The organism is Carboxylicivirga agarovorans (assembly GCF_050589845.1).
GTDB classification, from domain to species: Bacteria; Bacteroidota; Bacteroidia; order Bacteroidales; family Marinilabiliaceae; genus Carboxylicivirga; species Carboxylicivirga agarovorans.
This window is the reverse complement of the sequence record NZ_JBNGPA010000044.1, coordinates 1-20347: the sequence shown is the minus strand read 5'-3', so window position 1 is coordinate 20347 and position 20347 is coordinate 1. Positions and strand designations below refer to the sequence as shown.

11 protein-coding genes and 1 pseudogene are annotated in these 20347 nt (G+C 41.3%); 7 read left to right on the top strand and 5 right to left on the bottom strand.

The window, feature by feature from the left end:
- Position 1 precedes the first annotated feature (1 nt).
- Complete coding sequence (locus ACRD69_RS23025; protein ID WP_430817512.1) at positions 2–1504, bottom strand: hypothetical protein; 1503 nt, start codon at positions 1502–1504, stop codon at positions 2–4.
- A 471-nt stretch (positions 1505–1975) separates the two neighbouring features.
- Between ACRD69_RS23025 and ACRD69_RS23020 the strand changes: the two genes are divergently transcribed.
- Positions 1976–2704, top strand: coding sequence for a DUF6250 domain-containing protein (locus ACRD69_RS23020; protein ID WP_430817511.1), 729 nt, complete (start codon positions 1976–1978; stop codon positions 2702–2704).
- Between the two features lie 138 nt (positions 2705–2842).
- Entirely contained in the window at positions 2843–4378 is a 1536-nt protein-coding gene (locus ACRD69_RS23015; protein WP_430817510.1) for a sulfatase family protein, read from the top strand.
- Positions 4379–4870: 492 nt separating this feature from the next.
- On the opposite strand, the gene ACRD69_RS23010 is transcribed toward ACRD69_RS23015, so the two are convergent.
- The 4 genes from ACRD69_RS23010 to ACRD69_RS22995 all read right to left on the bottom strand — a co-directional run bounded on the left by ACRD69_RS23010 (position 4871) and on the right by ACRD69_RS22995 (position 14685).
- A complete protein-coding gene (locus ACRD69_RS23010) occupies positions 4871–7924 on the bottom strand; it encodes a chondroitinase family polysaccharide lyase (protein WP_430817509.1) in 3054 nt (1017 codons plus the stop codon).
- 344 nt (positions 7925–8268) lie between these two features.
- A complete protein-coding gene (locus ACRD69_RS23005; RefSeq protein WP_430817508.1) occupies positions 8269–8880 on the bottom strand; it encodes a CBM96 family carbohydrate-binding protein in 612 nt (203 codons plus the stop codon).
- 17 nt (positions 8881–8897) lie between these two features.
- Positions 8898–10454: a DUF4955 domain-containing protein gene (locus ACRD69_RS23000; RefSeq protein ID WP_430817507.1), complete on the bottom strand. Its 1557-nt coding sequence runs from the start codon at positions 10452–10454 to the stop codon at positions 8898–8900.
- A 184-nt stretch (positions 10455–10638) separates the two neighbouring features.
- Positions 10639–14685, bottom strand: a complete 4047-nt coding sequence (locus ACRD69_RS22995) for a hybrid sensor histidine kinase/response regulator transcription factor (protein WP_430817506.1) — start codon at positions 14683–14685, stop codon at positions 10639–10641.
- Positions 14686–14981: 296 nt separating this feature from the next.
- Here ACRD69_RS22995 and ACRD69_RS22990 point away from each other — a divergent pair, with 296 nt between their 5' ends.
- From ACRD69_RS22990 to ACRD69_RS22970, 5 genes and pseudogenes are all read left to right on the top strand, one after another.
- The gene (locus ACRD69_RS22990) at positions 14982–16205 is read left to right on the top strand and encodes a glycoside hydrolase family 88 protein (protein WP_430817505.1); all 1224 of its coding nucleotides are present in this window, start codon (positions 14982–14984) and stop codon (positions 16203–16205) included.
- Between the two features lie 10 nt (positions 16206–16215).
- On the top strand, positions 16216–17763 hold the full coding sequence (locus tag ACRD69_RS22985) for a sulfatase family protein (RefSeq protein ID WP_430817504.1): 1548 nt from the start codon (positions 16216–16218) through the stop codon (positions 17761–17763).
- Complete coding sequence (locus tag ACRD69_RS22980; protein ID WP_430817503.1) at positions 17753–19153, top strand: sulfatase family protein; 1401 nt, start codon at positions 17753–17755, stop codon at positions 19151–19153. The genes ACRD69_RS22985 and ACRD69_RS22980 overlap by 11 nt, the downstream gene beginning before the upstream one ends.
- A 1-nt stretch (position 19154) precedes the next feature.
- Positions 19155–19778, top strand: coding sequence for a carbohydrate-binding family 9-like protein (locus ACRD69_RS22975; RefSeq protein WP_430817502.1), 624 nt, complete (start codon positions 19155–19157; stop codon positions 19776–19778).
- A gap of 490 nt (positions 19779–20268) precedes the next feature.
- Positions 20269–20347, top strand: a pseudogene (locus ACRD69_RS22970) (DUF559 domain-containing protein); the annotation flags it as partial.

Here is a 20347-nt window from a genome sequence, read left to right as displayed (position 1 = left end):
ATTATTCCTGTGGCAATTCTGTTGCCTGCATGTGAACATCTGAGATGTAATAACGTCCTCCTCTACCTGTATCACCCGAAATTGAACCTTCGAAGTATGATGCGAATTTGAAAGCCAGTGTAAAGTTTGACAATTCTTTGTAAGGAGACAGGTCCAGTGTACACTTCACCCATTTAGCATCGGCATTGGCTCCTGTATCTTTTCTGCCATCAGGATCATCACCTTTTTGATCACCAGGATAAGGCGTACCATCGATAATGGTACCTGAATTATTGATTTCACATTTTAGCTTCATATTAATTTTTTCCCAGGTAGCATCTTCTACGCTGCTGGCAAAATCAGATGAAACATAAACTTCAAGGTCTGTCGGTGTGCGGCCATCCGTCATGTACTCGACATACTGGTTCTTCATCCAGAATATAGCTGACAAATCATAGCCGAAGCTGTAATCCTCAAGATTCTGAGAATTCATCACTACCCATGATTCATGCGGTAAGGACTCACCGCCGATAACGATATTTGTAAATACTGATTTAGCGCCTGCTGCTTCATCCGGACGATCATCTGCTGCCAAAGGACACGCTCCGCTCTGTATCCATGTTTTATTGTCAGCCACTGCTCCTGCCTCAGTAACGATCTTACGGTATCCGTACATGGTATTTTCAGCTTCCATTGTTGGATAGAAGAACTTAAAGGTCTTAAGCGGAATTTCAACAGGCTCTGCTGAAACAATGATGGTAAGGAAACTCTCTCCCTGGAAAATTACCACTTCTTCACTGATAGTATTGATCACATTTACCTGTGGATAATAAGTACCTTCTTCAATTGCTGCACCTTCTTTTAAAGTAATTATACCGGTTGTGGCATCGATGGTGAAAATATCGGCATGCGTACCAAGTTCAAATATCACATCCGTATTGGCGCTCTTACCAAGAGAAGGCTTGCTGGTTTCTTTAGAGCCATCTAATAAAAGATTCTGCGTTTTTGGCATGTAATTCAAGTTATTAACCAAAACAGGACCAACCGCCAGTTTAAAGCCATCTTCAAATACTGTTTCAAGCCCCTTTGCTCCTTCAGTAGGATATGTTGTTACTTTAATATCGAATGAGTAAGTATCAATTGTCAGCAGATTACCATCAGCAACGGTGATACGACCTGCATTTTTATAATTAACAGCTGTTACATCTTCACCTGTTTCTTCTTCAACAAGTATTTCAACTTCAGGATTTTCAATGGATATAAATGCCATCTGATCATCCCCCAGTACATTACCGCTGCCATCTTTTACTTTTACAATTTCAAAGACAGGAATTAATCCACCTGTTTCAACCGCCGGAGGAAAGCTGATGATACGCTGACCTTCTCGGGCTCCGATCATATCCATATATTCTAATTCACTTGGTGGCGCATATTCCACTTGCGAATCTTCCATAAAGGTGTCTTCCTGACATGCCAAGAATAAACTTAACACTATTGTCATCGACAGAATTGCGATTTTTTTCATTACGCTTGATTTAATATTTAGATTTACTGCTTTATTTTTTGCGATGCATGTCGTGAACTTTCGACAATTATCAACATCACAAAAGTAGAGGCGCCTTCCAGATACAGTGTCTTCAATTGTTCGCAATAGGTTTAATATCATTCATCACAATCCTCACCCACGGACACTACAGCACTATATACCTGATCATTACAGGCATATGGAGGCAAAATAAATGGTAAAATTCCTTGACCATTCACAGAAATAACTACTTTGGCAGTAATCTTTATACTATACATTAATACGACAGGGATAGGAGACCTCAAACCTACTAAAAAAAACGTTTTAATCTAAAAACTAATGGTGCAGGTCAAGATGTTTTTGAACAGATACAAAGTACAATATTAGCCTTTGAATGAACGATTGTTTTACACGCCGGCATGGGTGAAAAGTATCTTTGCTGTGTAAATGAAATAAAAATCTGATACTAATATGATACGATTTTACAACCTGCAAATGGTATTTTTTGCATTTGTGTTGACAAGCACTTCATGCAATAACAGCAATATAACGGTTAAGGGTGCTGAATTGGAAATACAGCTCATATTGAATGAAGAATTTGAAGACCACATGAGCAACTGGACGGTTGAACAACGTGAAGGTGGCTCTGTTAAGGTGGAAAACGGTAAGATGGACATTGACGATGCCAGTGGCTGTACTGTATGGTTCAATAAAAAGCTCAGTGGCAATATTATGATAGAGTATGAGGCCGTTGTTATTGATGAGGGAGGTACAAACGACCGCGTATCTGATCTTAATTGTTTCTGGATGGCTACAGATATATCTACCGAGGATTTCTTTGCCACATCAGAACAGCGAGGCGGCAAGTTCCAGAACTATCATGATATGAAGTTGTATTACGTAGGTTTAGGCGGTCATAATAATACCAAAACAAGGTTCAGGCGATACGCAGGCGGTGGAGAAAGACCTTGTCTGCCCGGACACGACCTGAGTGATGCTGCTTTTCTTATTACTGCGAACGCCATCAACCACATTCGCATTGTTGTATACAACAAGCACATACAGTATTACCGTAACGGCCTGCTGATCTATGATTTTGAAGATCAGGATCCCTATAGCGAGGGGTATTTTGGTATCAGAACATTTAAAAACCATATGACAGTCGATAACTTTAAAGTATACAGCCTGCACGAGAACTAATGTGTAGTACTTCCTAATGGAAGATCCGGTAGCTAAGCTGTGAAATGATACATTACACGATCTTTGAACGATTTTATCCATTGGCCCTAAAACCAAAGCACTACATTGCTTCCGCAAATGAACGATAAATAATTAACAATGAAAAAACTCATAATGAACCCCTTAGCTATAGTCAGTATTTTACTGCTATGCAGCTATGGATGCCAGTCATCTCAAAAAAAGCAAGCACAAAAGCCCAATATACTCATGATCGTAACCGATGATCAGGGCTATGGTGATTTTAGTGCTTATGGAGGAAGCGCAGATGTTCAAACACCTCACCTGGATGCTCTGGCATCACAAGGAACACGTTTTACCAATGCCTATGTTTCCATGTCGGTTTGCAGTCCTTCTCGCATGGCCATGTTAACAGGTCGTCAGCAACAGAGATGGGGTGTATATAACTATGGTGCTAATTTCCCTGATAGCGAAATTACCCTGGCAGAGCAGTTACGGGCCAATGGCTATCAAACCGGAATGGTTGGAAAAACACATTATGGACCGGTAACAGGGCCCGGACACAAAGGCTTTCCAAGCTCGCATGGCTTTGATTATTTCTTTGGTAAAGAAGGTGGTACAATGGATTATATCCGACACAAAGCAGCCGATAGAAATGGTTATACCACCAAAATGGCCAATCACCTGGGTATCGGCCCGTTTTGGGATAATGACCAACAGGTCGACATGGAGGGTTATTCGACAGATATCATCCTTGACAAATCCCTTCAATACATCAATGACCATAAGAACGAACCATTCTTCCTGATGGTATCCTTCAATGCGGTTCATTTGTTTACTCACCAAATTCCTGATGAGGATTTAAAGCTTATGGGAATCGACAAGGTAGCAGACTGGGATCCTGCAACCGGCGACTGGGATGAATACCTTGAATGGTACGTCAATACTGTAGGTCCCAATACACCCGAGGGGCGTCAACGCTACCTATACCACCTTAACAAATTAGATGCTGCCATTGGTGCCTTAGGCAATAAATTAAAAGAAGAGAAGCTTAGTGAGAATACCATTGTGTTATTTATATCTGACAATGGTGGTTCGCCACGAACATATGCAGAAAACACTCCTCTTAAAGGTAACAAATACATATTGGAAGAAGGAGGCATAAGAGTTCCTTTTGTTATGAGCTGGCCCGGTCATTGGCCCGAAGGAAATATATACGATAAGACAGTGAGTGCTATGGATATCTTTCCAACACTGCATGATGTTTTGGGGATTGAACTTCCACAAAAGCAACTGGACGGTAAAAACCTTCTTCCTTATATTACGGGTGAAAACCAGGACAATCCGCACGAATGGTTGTTCTGGACCGGCTTTCATTTAAAAGGAGAGCCATTGGTGTATGATGATCCTAATAGTCCACTGGCACGCCATGACCGAACTTATAACGGAGATAACACTGGCTGGGCGGTGCGTTATAAGAACTGGAAATTACGCTACCAGGGACGTTCAGATAAATATGAGTTATATAACCTGCAAGAGGACGTTAGCGAAATTCATGACCTCTCTGCACAACATCCTGATTTGGTTGCAAAGATGAAGCAACGCTTTTTTGAATGGCACGATGAGATCAAAAAGGACCATAAAAACTATAAACTGCCTGAATCAAGTGAGTTTTAAGTCTTATAAATAGTAGTATTGTAAAAAGGCCGGTTAGTAAATATTCTAACCGGCCTTTTTATCTAATGTCCAAAGACGAAGAGGGAATTGTCGGTATTGATAAAGTGGCTGAATGTTTAACTATCAAAACGATAAGAAAGCTATAAGTGGCTGATTTTAAATAATAACGTAGCTGTTATTATTTGTATTCCTGGTGAAATTGGTGGTTTCAACTTGAGACGGCCAATTATTCTTCCATAGCTACCGGGCAGATCCTTCACTAGCGCGCATCCTTAGGCGTGGGCTAATTATACCATACGAAGGGATTCGTGCAGCAGCAGATGCTATTTTCAATTCAGTACACATTAAGACCTACTCCGCTTGCTTTAAATTGCTATTCATAACTTAAGTACAGAGCGACAGCCCAATAAAATCTATAAAAAACAGAGACTGTTCTCCAACCTAATTAAGTTTTTGAACAGCCTCTGCTCGCTTTAAATTGAAGTCTTTTCTTTAGAGAGTTTTCTCAAGGGTAATATCCTGTGTTAATCCATGCTGACAAGTAATAATAAGTAAGGTGTTCCCGTTGTCCAGAGTCTTAGTTGTTACACCTTCAGCCTCAGCTTTCCACAGACCATTCACTTCTATTTCCAGCTGCGTTTCCAAACTTGGACTTGAGCGCCACGGACGCGAATAAATACTTCGTTCTACACGTTTGCCATCCTTATAAATTTCATCAGCCTCTCCTTCATACAATGCCAGATCAGGGTTTACAACATTCAAATACACACTATTACCGTCCTGCTTTGACATGGCAATACATGGCAGGTTGGTATTTTTGATCAGCCCTTCTGAATTACCTTTGGCGGCTTCGTAAAATACATAGCCTGTTTCCATTGTAACGTTGTTGTAAACAATGTGTTTATCCACTGACTGACTCAGCACACGATAAGCTTGCTGTTTAGCTTTTTCCTTCACCTTCTCTGAAGTTGTTGACGGCAGTACACAATAATGGTAAGAAGCTTCCTTCGGAGCTTTGCCATGTTCTATAACTGCTAAAGAAAAAGTGCCTTTTGTTGGTTTTTCACTGCTTTCATCTCGTGAATATTGCAGGCCTTGCTGCACATAAATTTGTCCCTCAGGTAATAAATAACCATTTCCCTTGTTATCCATCATCCATGAGCCCTGCCCCTCAAAGCGGTTATTATCTGCAGTAAACCGCTCTCCATTGATCAGTAACGCAGCATCGGTCTTTGCCTGGTGATTCTGGAATAAAACAGTTTCGGTAGGTCGTTCGTCATTGGTGTTTTCAATACCAGATCCCAAACAAACAATAATATCATCGAAAAAGAAGTAGGATTTACGTGCTCTTAAACTTCCCTGGTACTTATCGTGTTCGTGCAAAATAAAGGCATAAACACCATTCTTTTTGTTAGTCACACCCCCTGCAAAAGCTTCATCGGAGAATAACATCTCTTCATAGCCCGAAAACTGATCAACATTACGAATATCAGCTCTCAGCTCATCAATTGGCAGGTTAATAACAGTTGTTCCGGGGAATCGATTCCAGTCCCATCCTTCTTGTACAAAGCCGCTTGATGTTTGGGTAACAGGTTTACCCGCTCCCATCACCTGCAGCTGTCCATGTGCCAGGTAGCGCCCATACAAATTGGCACCCAGATACTGCTCCGAGGCCCATAAATAGCGTGAATGTCCACGAACCGAAGCAGCCCAGTTATCACGACGGTGTATCGATGAGCAGGCATAAGGCATGGTAATATGTCCGTTTGGTGTTGCTTCTGCCTCAATACCTACTTTTGAAAAAGCTCTTGCATACTTAGGTTTTTTACCCCCCGACAATCGCAAGTAGGCAGCGGCTAATTCACTATCAAAGTCCTCTCGCCCATCGGGTGAACCAGCATTGGCTAATATGGCAAAATGATCAGGTACCAACTTACCTTTACCTTCAGGATGACGACCAGACATGGATGTTGGCCAATGCAGTTTATTACAATAAAACCTCATGGTCAACAATGCACGCTTAAGATTATAGTGCGCTTCTTGACTTACCTGAAACGGCGTGGAGCTCATAAAATACACCATACGAACCGCCCCTGTCATGCCGCCTGTTGCATAAGCCGGATAATGGTTGGCATGATGATAGGAAGAACCGTCGATCTTAAATGCATCATTTAAACCGGGTGCCGGCATCAGCCCATTATCGATCCATCGCGAGAAACATTGCAGGTATTGTACCTTTTCAGGACTGTCTTTCATGATCAGCACACTTGCCAAACGTCCCATCACCTGGGTATTAAAGGCGTCCATATCCATGCCGTAGGTTTCGGGCTGATGAAAAACTTCCCCCAGTGCGGCGAACCACTGCAGGCCCTCAACCGCATCATCAAGGCGATCGTTTTTAGCCAGAACATCGCGCATAATAAAAAGCGAACGGTAGTAATTACGCCAGTTATAGCCATAGTGATGAATGGTTCCCAGTCCACTTCCTGCGGCAATACCCTGATCAAGCATATGGTCAAACAGATCGATGAACATATTTTCCAATTCATCTCTATGTCTGAAATCTGTGCTATTGGCATGTGCACTTGCTACCTTCATCATAAAATCGAAGTAAGCTTTCACATTTTGATTGGTGGCATTGTAAAAGGTTTTAGCCTCTTTGTGTGTAATGTATGGCAAATACAATTCAGCATTGCGACCAAACCAAATCGGCAAACCAATAAGTCTGTCTCCATTGCGTTTTATATCATACAGTTCAAACTGTTTTTGCAGATCAGCCACCTTTTTATCGCTCACACTTTGCTTCTTAAGTATATCATGCTGGAAACGCTTTTCAATTGTTTTGAGCGCTTTCTGTGTTTCCTTATCAACAGCTGATGGTAAGGCCATATCAGGTGTAGCCAGACTAGCTTTTTGCTGGATCAACCAGTGGCTTTTGGTGCCTTTATTGACGAATGGCACCTGCTGGTCAGGTGTATGGTGACGACTATCAATAGCCTGACACAAAAACATATGGTCGATAAATAAACGTCCCTTTTGCAGACTTTTAGGTCCTTCAATACGCATTTGGTTCATGCTGCCAACAGGCTCTCCTTGCATATCGCGCTCAAAGGATACCCATGCTGCACGCCACCCTTTAAAATTAAGTCCAAAATCAAAATGGCAGTTATCGGTATCATCAGTAGCAAAAACAAAAGTTATATGATCATCAACCGGTTGTTCGTTATATACCCAAACAGCAAATGACGGAATGGATTTATCTTCCCCTTCGGGATCGAATGGCTCAAAACCAATGGTATGATTTAGTGTGATGCTGCCATTTTTCTTCCACGACCATAGTAAGGAATGTTTGCCATGCTTATAATGGGCATCACTGGTTTTAACGGTATTACCTTTGGTAACTGTCCATTGCTTTGGGTTGATCTGCTCAAAAGACCACAACTTCTCGTGCTGAAATTCCTGCGCATGCAATGACAGGCTAATGCCAATAAATAATAGGACGAAACTGATCTTCGATAAACAATCAGTTAGTTGACTTTTTCTCATTTTACTTTTCATTAATAATTTGCCATAAAACTATCGGCCAATTGGCAAAACACAGGTCACATCTGTACAGTCAGGAGCTAAATTTATTCAATTTAACCCGGATTACGAATTAGAATGTCGTCATGAAGATTAAAAGTGCAATACAACAAGGTTTCATCAAAACGAGGCATAACAACTTTCTGGTGAGTTGAAGTGAATCAACGAAGGGACTTGTTCTGAAGTAATTTCAATGTGTCATTAATTTTTCAACTCATATTGCGGGTTTAAAGAAGGGCTTGCACATTGGCGGCATAAAAAAAGGCTTACCCTTTCAGATAAGCCTTTAACTTGCTTAATTTATGCTTTTATCTCAGTTTTAGATAGGCCTCACGTTTTGCAGGCATACCATTGCTCCATGTACGTTCTTTCGAAACGATTTCAATGCTTGTACGGTTAAAATCATTGTTGGCCAGTACCAGTGTTATCTTTCCCTTTTTACTTGCCTTTTTCAAAGCCATGATCTTATCTTTTGGCAGGGTTACAGATACCCATTGGTTGTCTTCGTTGGCATTTAGAGTCTGTGAAGCTATCAGCTCACCCGGTTCAGGCTTATCGTTGAATGTAATAGTCGATTCACTCCACTTATTATCGTCACAGGCATAAATGTTAAGGGCAAACTGCGTGGCGTCATCTTTTTTACTGCGATAAACACGGACACAGATATTCAATTCAACGCTTTCGAAATCCTCTACTTTTTTAAGGTTAAACTGTAAATAAGCTGTACGTGAATATTTAGTATCAGCATCAGAGTTCATAACACGCAAACGACCGGCTGTACTTGTTCCCATTGCCTCATCGGCCGTTTCTCCACCTTGCACAAATGCATCTTGCGATACTTTTACTTTAACAGGTTTATTGGCTAAGGTAGTTGACAAACCAATAAAGAGAATGCCGATCAATACTATTAATTTCTTCATGATGATAGATTTATAAGTTATTGCTTGATTTCTTTTATCCATTGGGGCAGGTCCCCCAATCTTAATTTTAATTGTGCTTCGTATAATGACTCAGGTTCAACAGGTGTCCCCAATGATTCCAGCACTTTGATCTGATCCGCTTTAAATGTTGACCCGGCTCCATGGAATCCAACCACATAAGGAGGTATTATTTTCCAGAACCAGGTCTTTGATGACCAGAACTCAAATTCTTTTTCTGGTTCGCCTAACTCTTTATAGTTCCAGAGAACAAGGTGTTCCATGTGGTTTGGTAAATTGTGACGGGCACCTCCTCCACGGCCAAGAAAGAAACCACCTTCCACACAGTCAAACAAGGTGGCGCGAGGCTGTGAAGCATGAGTTTCAAAGCTGGTGTCTTCATTGTATTTTACCCGCCAGAGCACTGAACCTATAGAAGCTCCTGAAACACCTGGCGCATGCCACTGGGACGATTCATCGTTGATCATGCCGATTAATACACGTGTTGATGACGATGAACTGATAGAATTATGCCCCGGCGTACCTGTTACCAGGCAGTTGAGAACAGATACATTAGCCGAGGTAGTCATGGTTGCCACCCTGTTAACATCGGTAAAGCGGCAGTTACGTATCCAACTGTTTGCCAATCGTGAAAACTTGACCATTGAATGCCCTCCGTCGTGGATAGCATCCTTGTGGTGCACGAAATCATCATGCCAGTTACCTACAAAAGCTATATCTTCCACACCTACTTCTTCGTAGTGGGCATAACTTAAGACATCCCAATTATGTTTTGAGCTTATATTACGCATTAAGGGCTCCTTTAGCGTTATTGTTTTGCCTTTTACATTTTCAACCTGGTGATACTCTTTTACAAACACCCCTTTGTTTATGATCGAAGTCCAGGCAGGATCAACATGACAGCCACACATTTCATGTTCAACCAGATCAGGTGCATTATTCTTAACCTGTACCACTATCCAGTCACCGGCTTTGATTTTTGAACTGTTTTCTACTTTGATCTTAAAGGTTCCCCTTTTCGCATTGGCAGTAATACCGGTCAGTACTTTTTCTGCACCTCCGCCAGTGAACTGGAACATATACGGGCATGTCCACAGTTTATTCGGATCTTTGGCCGGCAGGTAATTTTTCATGTATAAAACTGTTCCATCCTCACCTGATCCGCTGCCACGAAACACGATATTATTACCTTTAATGATGATCGGTTTTCTGTCGTCGCTGTCCTCATTGACCAGGAACTTGCCCTTTGGAAAGAAGACAATACCTGATCCGTTCTTAACTGCAGCATTCACGGTAGCGCGAATAGCTTCCTTATCCGACTTCCCGTCGTTTGCTATGGCCCCAAAGTCGGTAACATCAAACACCTTATGCTTAACATCAGGGATCCCCTTTTCCCCATGATGGTATCCGGCATAAGAGAAATCAGGCAGTTCGGCTACCTTGCCCGACTGATGAGCCTCTTCAAAGTCGTTCCACAATTTACTTTCCTGACCATATCCTGTTAATCCCATGGATAAGGACAGTAAAAGCATTGCATATTTACAATTCTTTTTCATTACTTATTTATCTTCAGGCCTGGTGAGTTAATGAATGAAGGTTGTAACACTCTGATAAAAATTCATTATTAACCCACGAACCTATTACTAAAAGTTAACAGGATAAAAGTAGTCTCACTGTTACTGAAGCAAGGGTAATTTTGTACAAAACACCACTATTATCATCCGCTTCAACGCTTAACAGCTACTCCTCTTCCACCTGCTTATCAGATACTTCACCTTCTTCCGTATTATTTCCAACAATATATTTGGAAGGTGTCACCCCAAAATGCTCCCTAAAGCAGCGACTAAAATAACGTGGCGTGCTAAAGCCAACCGCATATGCTATTTCCGAAACATTCAGTTCTGGTTGCTTAAGTAACATATCGGCGGCCTTCTTTAAACGAATGGACAATATAAATTCATTGGGAGTCTGACCTGTTACCCCTTTTATTTTAGAGTATAATCGTGTTCGTCCTAATCCTACTTCACGGGCAAAATCATTCACATCAAAATCGGTGTCATCGATGTGCTGCTCTACTACCTCACGCGCCTTTTCAAGTAATTTGTGATCAATAGCATTGTTAACCACTTCCTTCACGTCAGCAGTTGGGTTATTCTTGAACTTCTGCTGCGTTAACCATCTGTTTTTAAGCAGGTTTTTAACCCTTGCCCGAAGCAACTTTACATTAAAGGGCTTGGTTACATAATCGTCAGCACCCGTTTCAATGCCTTCTATCTTGTATTCAAGAGCTGTGCGTGCCGTTAACAAAATAATGGGAATATGACTTGTCTGCACATTGCGCTTAAGCTTGGCGCACATCTGCGTTCCTGAAAGAACCGGCATCATCACATCTGACAAAATCAGATCAGGCTGCTTTTCAATGGCCATGTTCAGGCCCTTTTCGCCATTCTCAGCTTCCAGTATTTTGTACGATGATGCAAATATATCGATGATCATCTGTCGTGCTTCATGATTATCTTCCACGATCAGGATCGTAGGAGCATTATCACTGACAGGAGTTTCTTTTTCTATATTGAACTCATCTGCTGGCAGAACATGAGCAGCCTGTTCGGTCAGTACAAGCTCCTCAACAAGTTCACTGTCGTCAAAATGTTTATTCCCCTTTTTAAGTCTTACTGTAAAGCAGGTTCCCTCGCCTTCTTCACCACTTACCAGCACCTCACCATGATGCATCTCAATAATTCCTTTACAGAGGGCCAAACCAATACCACTACCGTGTCCCCGTGTTTTACCGGCCATTTTATCGATCTGATAAAAGCGGTCAAATATCTTCTCCTGGTCGGCTTTGGACATACCAGGACCGTTATCTGTTACTTTGATATCAATATAACTGGCCTGTTCCAGTACATCCAAACGAATACTTCCTTCCTTATTTTCAACCACTTTAAAGGCATTGGACAAAATGTTGTAAAATACCTTTTCCAGTTGCTTTTTATCAAACCATAAGGCCAGCGATTCTGAGGGAGCATTAAAGCCGTATTCTATTTTATGGTATTGTGAATACTCTACAAAAGATTGAAATATTTCATCGAGGAAACTCCTGACTTTGTACTCCGATACCTTTAAGCTCAAAAAGCCTTGCTCGAGCTTTCTGAAATCAAGTAACTCAGTAACCAGGCTGTTTAAACGGTTCGCATTGCCATTGATCGTTAAAAGCTTTTTATAAACACGGGCCGATGTTTTTGCATCTTCAAGTATTGACTCCAGGGTTCCTGTGATCAGTGTCAAAGGCGTTCGAAATTCGTGTGATATATTTGTAAAAAAGCGCAACTTTGACTGGTGTAATTCATTCATTTGCTCCTTCTCACGCTTTTCAGCTTTAAGACTGTCTTCCAATCGTACACGACTCAGGTAGAACTGGTTGATCCATATGATTATCAGAATAACAACAATAAAGTACCCGACAATGGCATACCAGGTTTTATAAAATGGCGGATGCACCACTAACCTAAGCTCTTTTCGATCAACAATTGAATTATCATTACTACTTCTCACTCTGACCTTAAAGGTATAGGCACCAGGGTCGAGGTTAGTATAGGTAACAGCCGTTTGATTACCCGCTTTGATCCATTTGTTATTAAAGCCCTCCAGCTGGTATTCATAACTGATATGATTAGTGGTAATATAGTTACAGGCCGAATAGTTGATCGTTATCACATCCTGATCAGGCCTCAGGTCAATTTCTTGTGTAAACGGCATATCGACTTTCAGCAAGGCACTTTCACCACCGGGCATTATGACTCTGTTATTGACCTCAATACCTGTTATCAACAGGTTGAAGCGCCCGACTGTCTTCAACAGATCCTGTTCGTTAAACGATACAAGTCCGTTGATACCACCAACAAAAATTTCACCGCTATTACTCAGGTACAAAGCTCCTTCGTTAAGCTCATGTAATGGGAAACCATTGTTTTGCTCATAGGTATAAAAGTGTTCATTATCTATATCATACCTTACCAGTCCCTTGCTTGTTGCCACCCACAGATACCCGAAACGCGACTCTTCAATACCGTATATAAAATCGCTTGGCAACTGATGCTTAGCCTGTGAGTAATTAATGAATCTGTTCTCATTGCGGATAAACTGATTCAGCCCCCCACCAAGGGTACCGATCCATAATCTGAACTGATGATCTTCCATTATACAATAAACAGAGTTACTGCTGAACGAACTGCTTGAGTGATCGTCAGAATACCTTGTTATATCCTTTGTTTTAGGATTATACGCAAAAAGACCGTTGCGTTCGGTTCCGATCCATAGTAATCCAAAACTATCTTCATAGAGACAGAAAATAACATCACCAATGGAGTTAGCTGTTTCAACATCGCTGATAAACGGTTCAAATGAGCGCGTCTTCAGGTCAAATTTCACTATCCCTTTATGCGTGCCCAGCAGGTAATAATCTTCGTATCGGATAATGGAAGTAATAATATCGGAAGGTAGAGATGTTGAGTCGTTTCTGATAGTACGATAATTACTGAATTCCATGGTATTAAGATCCAGAACATTCAAACCTCCAAGGTGTGTTCCTATCAGTAAGTACTGTTTATCTGCCATTAGCAGCGATTTAACATTATTGCTTGATAAACCTTTCGTTCCTTCCTGATGCAGGTAATGCTTAAAGCTTTGGGTCTCCTGATCAAAGTAGTCAAGTCCGCCGCCCTCTGTAGCGATCCACAGGTTTTTGGACTTGTCTTCCAGTATTGTACCAATAACGGGATAGTTAACCCCTCTACTGCTGTTTTTAGCCACCGGATATTGCTGATAAATATGATAATCGGGGTTATAATAACTAACACCTCCAAAATAGGTTCCTATCCATATGGTTCCCTGGTAATCTTTCAGAAAACAGTAGATACTGTTATGCGATAAGCTTTTAGGATTGGTATCAGATTGTTGATAATTGGAGATCTCCAGCGTTTCTCCATCAATAATGCTTAAGCCAAGGAAGGTTCCCACCCAGATATTACCTGCTGAATCTTCTGTTATATCACGAATGATATTGTTGACCAGTGATTTTTCATCATCAGTATGGCGATAGTGTCTGCTTATCTGGCTCTGACGATTCAGCAATATTAATCCGTCATTGGCCGTACCTACCCAGATGCGTTTTTCTGAATCGGTAAATACCTTTGTTACATTACCATCAAGCACTTTGGCCGACAACTCGCTTTTCTCATCATATCGATATAAACCTTCTTCAGAGCAAATCCATAAAACACCGGCATTATCCATAAACAAACTATGTACTGAACAGTTATTGTGGAATATCTTTTCTTTGAGGGTAAAACCTTTAGACACCGGATTCAATTCAAACAAGCCGCGACTGGTTCCCACCAGCAGACGGTCTCTATATGGCAGTATGGACAATACCCCATTAAATGGAAACTGTTCAAACTGTAAGGTAGTAACATCTAAACGTGATATACCGCGGTTAGTAGCCGCCCATATATTATTACCGTCTTTTTTAAGGCGTCGCACATTATGACCTAAAATCGTATTCTCATTGCCCCGTATTGGACGAAATGTACTTGTTTGTGTACCATCATATACATTTAAACCATCACGAGTTCCCATCCATATCCGCCCCTGGTCATCCTGCAGCAACGATGTAACCGATACCTGCGACAAGCCGCTCTCTATGCTTAAGTGCTCAAAAGCAATGCTCTGCGCCTGCCCTTTTATCACCATCAGAAACATCAGAATACTCATTACCCAATACTTCATCTTCATCCTTTTTGATCTGTTAATTACCCCTTGTTAATTCCAATTACAAAGGAATGCGACTGTACAAAATATGCATCCAATATAGTTCATTATAATGACCAAATCGTACACTTCCGCCCAGCAACATCGTTTCTTTTTGTTTGATATTCAAACACTAAAAGCCCGGCTGTACGATTATGCCCACACTTGCGTATTTAAGTGTATGTATAATAAGCAATTAGGTTGATTATATTTGTCTTTGTAAGCACTCTGAAACTACAAAAACAAATATAGTATTAAGTTGAAAATACCATCAAATGAAAAAGATTTATAAGAGCTTTATTGTATTATTTTCCGCATTGTTCATCCTTTATGGCTGTCAATCGGAAGATACAGGATCAAAGCATAAAGAACTTGACTTTGCAGTAAAACAAACACAGTTATTATTAGACGTATCATATAAAGCAAATAAAATTCCACGTACTATTGACGCCAGCGGACATTTACACTGGACACGCGATGGTTTTGACTGGACTGAAGGTTTCTTTCCGGGCACATGCTGGTATCTATATGAATACACCAAAGATGAAAAATGGCAGCAGGGAGCTCAGTTCTTTCAAAAGAAATATGAAGATCATCGCTTTCTTCCTTTTTACCACGACTTAGGTTTTGTATTTAATTGTTCATATGGTAACGGTTATCGCTTAACGGGTGATGAACACTATAAACAAGTATTGATCGATGCAGGTAATACTTTGATCGGTCGTTTTAACCCGCAGGTTGGATGCATTAAGTCTTGGGATGTTGATAAGGGCTGGCAATCAAAAAGAGGTTGGGAATACCCGGTTATTATTGACAATATGATGAACCTGGAGATGCTATTTGAACTGTCGGAAATAACTGGTGACTCTAAGTATAAAGAAGTGGCCATTGCTCATGCCAATACCACCATGAAAAACCATTTCAGGGATGACATGAGTTCATACCACGTTATTGACTATGACAGCATCAGTGGTGAGGTGCGAAATAAGCACACTGCACAGGGGTATGCTCATGAATCGGAATGGGCTCGCGGACAAGCATGGGGAATCTATGGATATACCATTTGCTATCGCTACACAAAGGACCCATCCTATTTGAAACAAGCTGAAAAAATTGCTGATTATATCATTAATCACCCAGTGCTGCCAGAGGATAAAGTGCCATACTGGGATTACGACGCGGCTAAAATACCCAATGAACCAAGGGATGCATCAGCAGCTGCCATTACAGCTTCGGCTTTGATCGAATTAGATGCCTACTCTGATAACAATTACCTGGATGAGGCTAAATTGATCATCAATAACTTATCATCAAAAGAATACCTGGCTGAAATAGGAACCAACCATCATTTCATATTAAAACACAGTGTTGGCAGTATTCCGCATAACAATGAAATTGATGTACCTTTGAATTATGCAGATTACTACTATATTGAAGCACTGCTTAGGTTAAAAGCTTTAAACAATGAAGAGGCCGGACAACTGGCTCAGTCAAAATAACAGTAACACCATGACTATACCTAAATATATATACTATGCCATTGTTTTTACAATGGCATTTGCTTCTTGCTCCAGGGCAGCTAAAAAAGAACCAAAGAAGCCCAATCTGGTTTATGTATTTCCAGACCAGATGCGTAAACAGGCCATGAACTTTTGGGATACACCTGAATTCAAAGGAGCCATCAGAACTAAAGCCGACCCGGTTAAAACACCTCAACTGGATGCTTTTGCCAGGGAAGCGGTTGTATTAACCAATGCGGTCAGTAACTGTCCCTTATGCAGTCCTCACCGAGGCAGTTTGTTTTCGGGCTTATACCCTGGCACTTCGGGCGTTTCACTTAATTGCAATGCCGATCGTCCTATCAGTTCACTTCGCGAAGATGCCATCTGCATCAGCGATGTATTAGCCAAAGAGAATTATAACCTGGCTTACTTTGGTAAGTGGCACCTCGATTTCCCAACACCCAATGATCCGGTTAACCCGGGTAATTATGTTGATCCACGACGCCCTGCCTGGGATACTTATTCACCTAAAGAAAAACGTCATGGCTTTGATTACTGGTATTCATACGGCACCTGGGATGTGCATAAAGACCCGCACTACTACGATAATGACGGTAATCGTTACGATCCGAAAGAATGGTCACCAAAGCATGAGGCAGACCAGGTCATATCCTACCTGAAAAACGAAAAAGGCCAGCGTGACAACAATAAACCCTTTGCCATTTTTGTATCAATGAATCCTCCTCATAATCCATACAATTCGATTGACGACTGTTTGGAGGAAGATTATAAGCATTACAAAAACATACCGCTCAATGAGCTTTTACATCGTGACAATGCCGATCCGGATATGCCCAAAGCTCAGTCGGCACCTTTTTACTTTGCCAATGTAACGGGTGTGGACCGTGAATTTGGACGTATTGTGCAACAATTAAAGGATATGGGTGAATATGAAAATACCATTGTAGTATTTTCATCTGACCATGGCGAAACAATGTGCAGTCATGGCATTAAAGATCCTAAAAACAACATTTATACTGAAGCCTTTGACATACCCTTTTTAATTAAATGGCCAGAGTTAAAAGAAGGTTTTACTGATAACCTCTTGCTGGGAACACCAGATATTATGCCAACACTCCTTGGCCTGATGGGATATGAAGATAAAATACCTGCAGAGGTACAGGGAAGCAATTATGCTGATGTATTACAGAAAAAGGAAGAAGTTACCCGCCCCCGATCGGCCTTGTATATCAGAAACGTCAATGGCGAAAAAGATAGTGACGGACTTGTCCAAAGTTATTTTCCGGTGGCCAGAGGCATAAAGTCACACCAGTATACGCTGGAGCTGGTTATTGATAAAAACAAACAACTGAAGAAAACACGTTTATATAATGATGACGCCGACCCTTATCAGATGACTAACCTGGCTGTTGATAAAAATGATCCGCTTGTTAAGGAACTGTTGCAGGAGATGGCATACTGGCTTAAGAAAAGCAATGACCCGTGGTATAATGAACGAATTTTAAGCGATTGGATCAGTTATGATGACAAATAAAGTAAATAGTTTATACAAGCTGGGACTGGTTGCTACTATACTGTTGGCAATCATTACCATTGGCACAGCCCAAAGCAAGCGCCCTAACATAGTGGTGATAATGACCGACCAGCAGACAGCCAATGCCATGAGTTGTGCAGGAAACACAGACCTGGAAACTCCGGCCATGGATTTACTGGCTGCCAATGGCACGCGTTTTACCAAAGCCTATTGCCCACAGCCTTTATGTGGCCCAAGCCGCTCATCAATGCTGACCGGTCAGTACCCGCACCAACTGGATGCCTCCATTAACCTGCGCGAAAAGAGTGGTTACTGGAACGATAAGAACGTTGATTTGATGGGCAAAGTGTTTCTTGATAATGGCTATAGCACCGGATACATCGGAAAATGGCACTTGCCCATATCAATTCATGACATTGATAAACATGGATTTGAGTTAATTACCAATACTAAGGAACGGGACTGGCAGGATGCTTCTATCCCGGCAGATTGTTACGAGTTCATAAAGAAGCAAAGCGATGATAAGCCTTTTCTGATGGTGGCTTCGTTTATTAATCCGCATGATATTTGTGAATGGGCGCGTAAGCAAAGTTTACGCATGGAACCCATAGCAGATGCTCCGGCTCCAACAGATTGCCCAGAGGTACCAGCTAATTACGACATACCTGAGGGACAACCCGATATATTGGATCATGTACAAAGCTTATCGTGGAAAACATACCCTACCAATGGCTGGGGTAAAGACAAGTGGCGCCAGTACCGCTGGGCCTATTACCAGTTGGTGGAGCGGGTTGATACCTACGTTGGCAATGTTATTCATACGCTGGATAAGTTAAAAGTACTGGATAATACAGTTATCATCTTTTTAAGCGACCATGGCGACGGGGTCGGCAGCCACCAGTGGAACCAAAAGCAGGTATTGTACCAGGAGTCTGTTAACGTGCCGTTTATTGTGGCTGATTTCAGAGACGGACAGCATGGCACCAATACCAAACAACTGGTTAACATTGGTCTGGACTTAATTCCAACCATGTGCGATTATGCAGGCATAGAGCAAGCGCAAACAATGAAAGGACAAAGTCAGAAAGATTATACATCAGATCCTGACTTATGCGATGATGAAAAGGTGCTTGTATTGGAAACAACCTTTGCCAACGGCATCAATACCTCGGGAGTATCGGGGCGCTGCATCATAAAAGGCGATTGGAAGTACATCATTTACAATAAAGGTGAAAAGCGCGATCAATTATTCAACCTGGCCGATGATCCGGGAGAGATGAATGACATGACTGATGACAAGAGTGCAAGAAAAATCAAAAAGGAATTAGTTTCTTTACTCAAAGAATGGAGCGAAAAAACAAATGATAAATTAGTAAAAGACCTTTTTTGAGATGAACCAACTTGTAATAAACGAAATCAGGACTTCGGCGTCAGGCGAAATACTATTTCCTGATGCTGAAATAGCCATAGCGCAGGATAACTGGAATTATCCTGCTGAGGTACAGGTGATGTTTGGCATGGCCTATGACAAGCAAAATTTTTATCTGAAATACCTGGTGGAAGAAGCACACCCCAAAGCAGTGTGCACCGAAACCAACGGCCCTGTATGGGAAGATAGTTGCGTGGAGTTTTTCATAGCCTTTAATGACAAGGAATATTACAACCTTGAGTTTAACTGCATAGGCACCAGGCTGGCAGGTTTAGGCACAAGCAATACCGATCGTGAGTGGTTAAAACCTGAAGTAGTTGAAACCATTATAACAAAGTCTTCATTGGGCAATGCACCTATTAACAAGGAGAACACCCCCACAAAATGGGAAATGGATATTATTATTCCAAAAACTGTTTTTGGTGCTAACCTTGATGGCTTAGAAGCCGGAAACAGCTTTAATGTAAACTTTTATAAGTGCGGCGATAAGCAAAAGCAAATGCATTTTCTATCATGGAATGCCATTGACAATGAACAACCCAACTTTCACCTTCCTCAATACTTTGGCAGGTTGATATTGGAGTAAAAACCTCATCGGATGAGTTAATTCCCAGGATGAAGTTAATGGTGCTTGACAGCCAAAGTTTAATCCACAAATTTAGCTTTGCTGATTTCAATTCACAGCTTATAATGACTGGGGAATGTTAATTTTTTAACCACGCCCCGATAATTATCGGGGTACACGGATTAAATCCTTCGGATTTGATTACCAAGATGTAAATAACAGGCTGTAGGCCTGCCATATCATAGCCCGGGGCAAAGCGCACGAGTGTTCGAAAAGATTCAAACATTCACATATATAGTGTTTTGCAAGCTGTAAATCAGCTCTCCTCCTGGCAAGGAGGAGTACCTCGACGAAGGAGAGGGGAGGTGGTTTTAAGTCTTTTTTATAAATTAGTTTTCAACAATATAAGAAAGATATGAAAAGTAACCGGCCAGAAATGATTTATAGGAGAAAACTATTGAGAAACAGAGCAACTCCAGCGGAATCTGAACTTTAGAATTACCTTAAAGGAAAAAGAATATGCGATCTGAAGTTTAGGCGACAACATTCTATTGGGCAATACATTCTGGATTTTTATTGTCCTCAATTAA

What these genes read in the sequence shown, in the direction of transcription:
- ACRD69_RS22995 (WP_430817506.1), bottom strand. Translation starts at nt 14,685, where the DNA reads ATGAAGTATTGGGTAATGAGTATTCTGATGTTTCTGATGGTGATAAAA.
- ACRD69_RS23000 (WP_430817507.1), bottom strand. Translation starts at nt 10,454, where the DNA reads ATGAAAAAGAATTGTAAATATGCAATGCTTTTACTGTCCTTATCCATG.
- ACRD69_RS22975 (WP_430817502.1), top strand. Translation starts at nt 19,155, where the DNA reads ATGAACCAACTTGTAATAAACGAAATCAGGACTTCGGCGTCAGGCGAA.
- ACRD69_RS23025 (WP_430817512.1), bottom strand. Translation starts at nt 1,504, where the DNA reads ATGAAAAAAATCGCAATTCTGTCGATGACAATAGTGTTAAGTTTATTC.
- ACRD69_RS22985 (WP_430817504.1), top strand. Translation starts at nt 16,216, where the DNA reads ATGACTATACCTAAATATATATACTATGCCATTGTTTTTACAATGGCA.
- ACRD69_RS22990 (WP_430817505.1), top strand. Translation starts at nt 14,982, where the DNA reads ATGAAAAAGATTTATAAGAGCTTTATTGTATTATTTTCCGCATTGTTC.
- ACRD69_RS23005 (WP_430817508.1), bottom strand. Translation starts at nt 8,880, where the DNA reads ATGAAGAAATTAATAGTATTGATCGGCATTCTCTTTATTGGTTTGTCA.
- ACRD69_RS22980 (WP_430817503.1), top strand. Translation starts at nt 17,753, where the DNA reads ATGACAAATAAAGTAAATAGTTTATACAAGCTGGGACTGGTTGCTACT.
- ACRD69_RS23015 (WP_430817510.1), top strand. Translation starts at nt 2,843, where the DNA reads ATGAAAAAACTCATAATGAACCCCTTAGCTATAGTCAGTATTTTACTG.
- ACRD69_RS23020 (WP_430817511.1), top strand. Translation starts at nt 1,976, where the DNA reads ATGATACGATTTTACAACCTGCAAATGGTATTTTTTGCATTTGTGTTG.
- ACRD69_RS23010 (WP_430817509.1), bottom strand. Translation starts at nt 7,924, where the DNA reads ATGAGAAAAAGTCAACTAACTGATTGTTTATCGAAGATCAGTTTCGTC.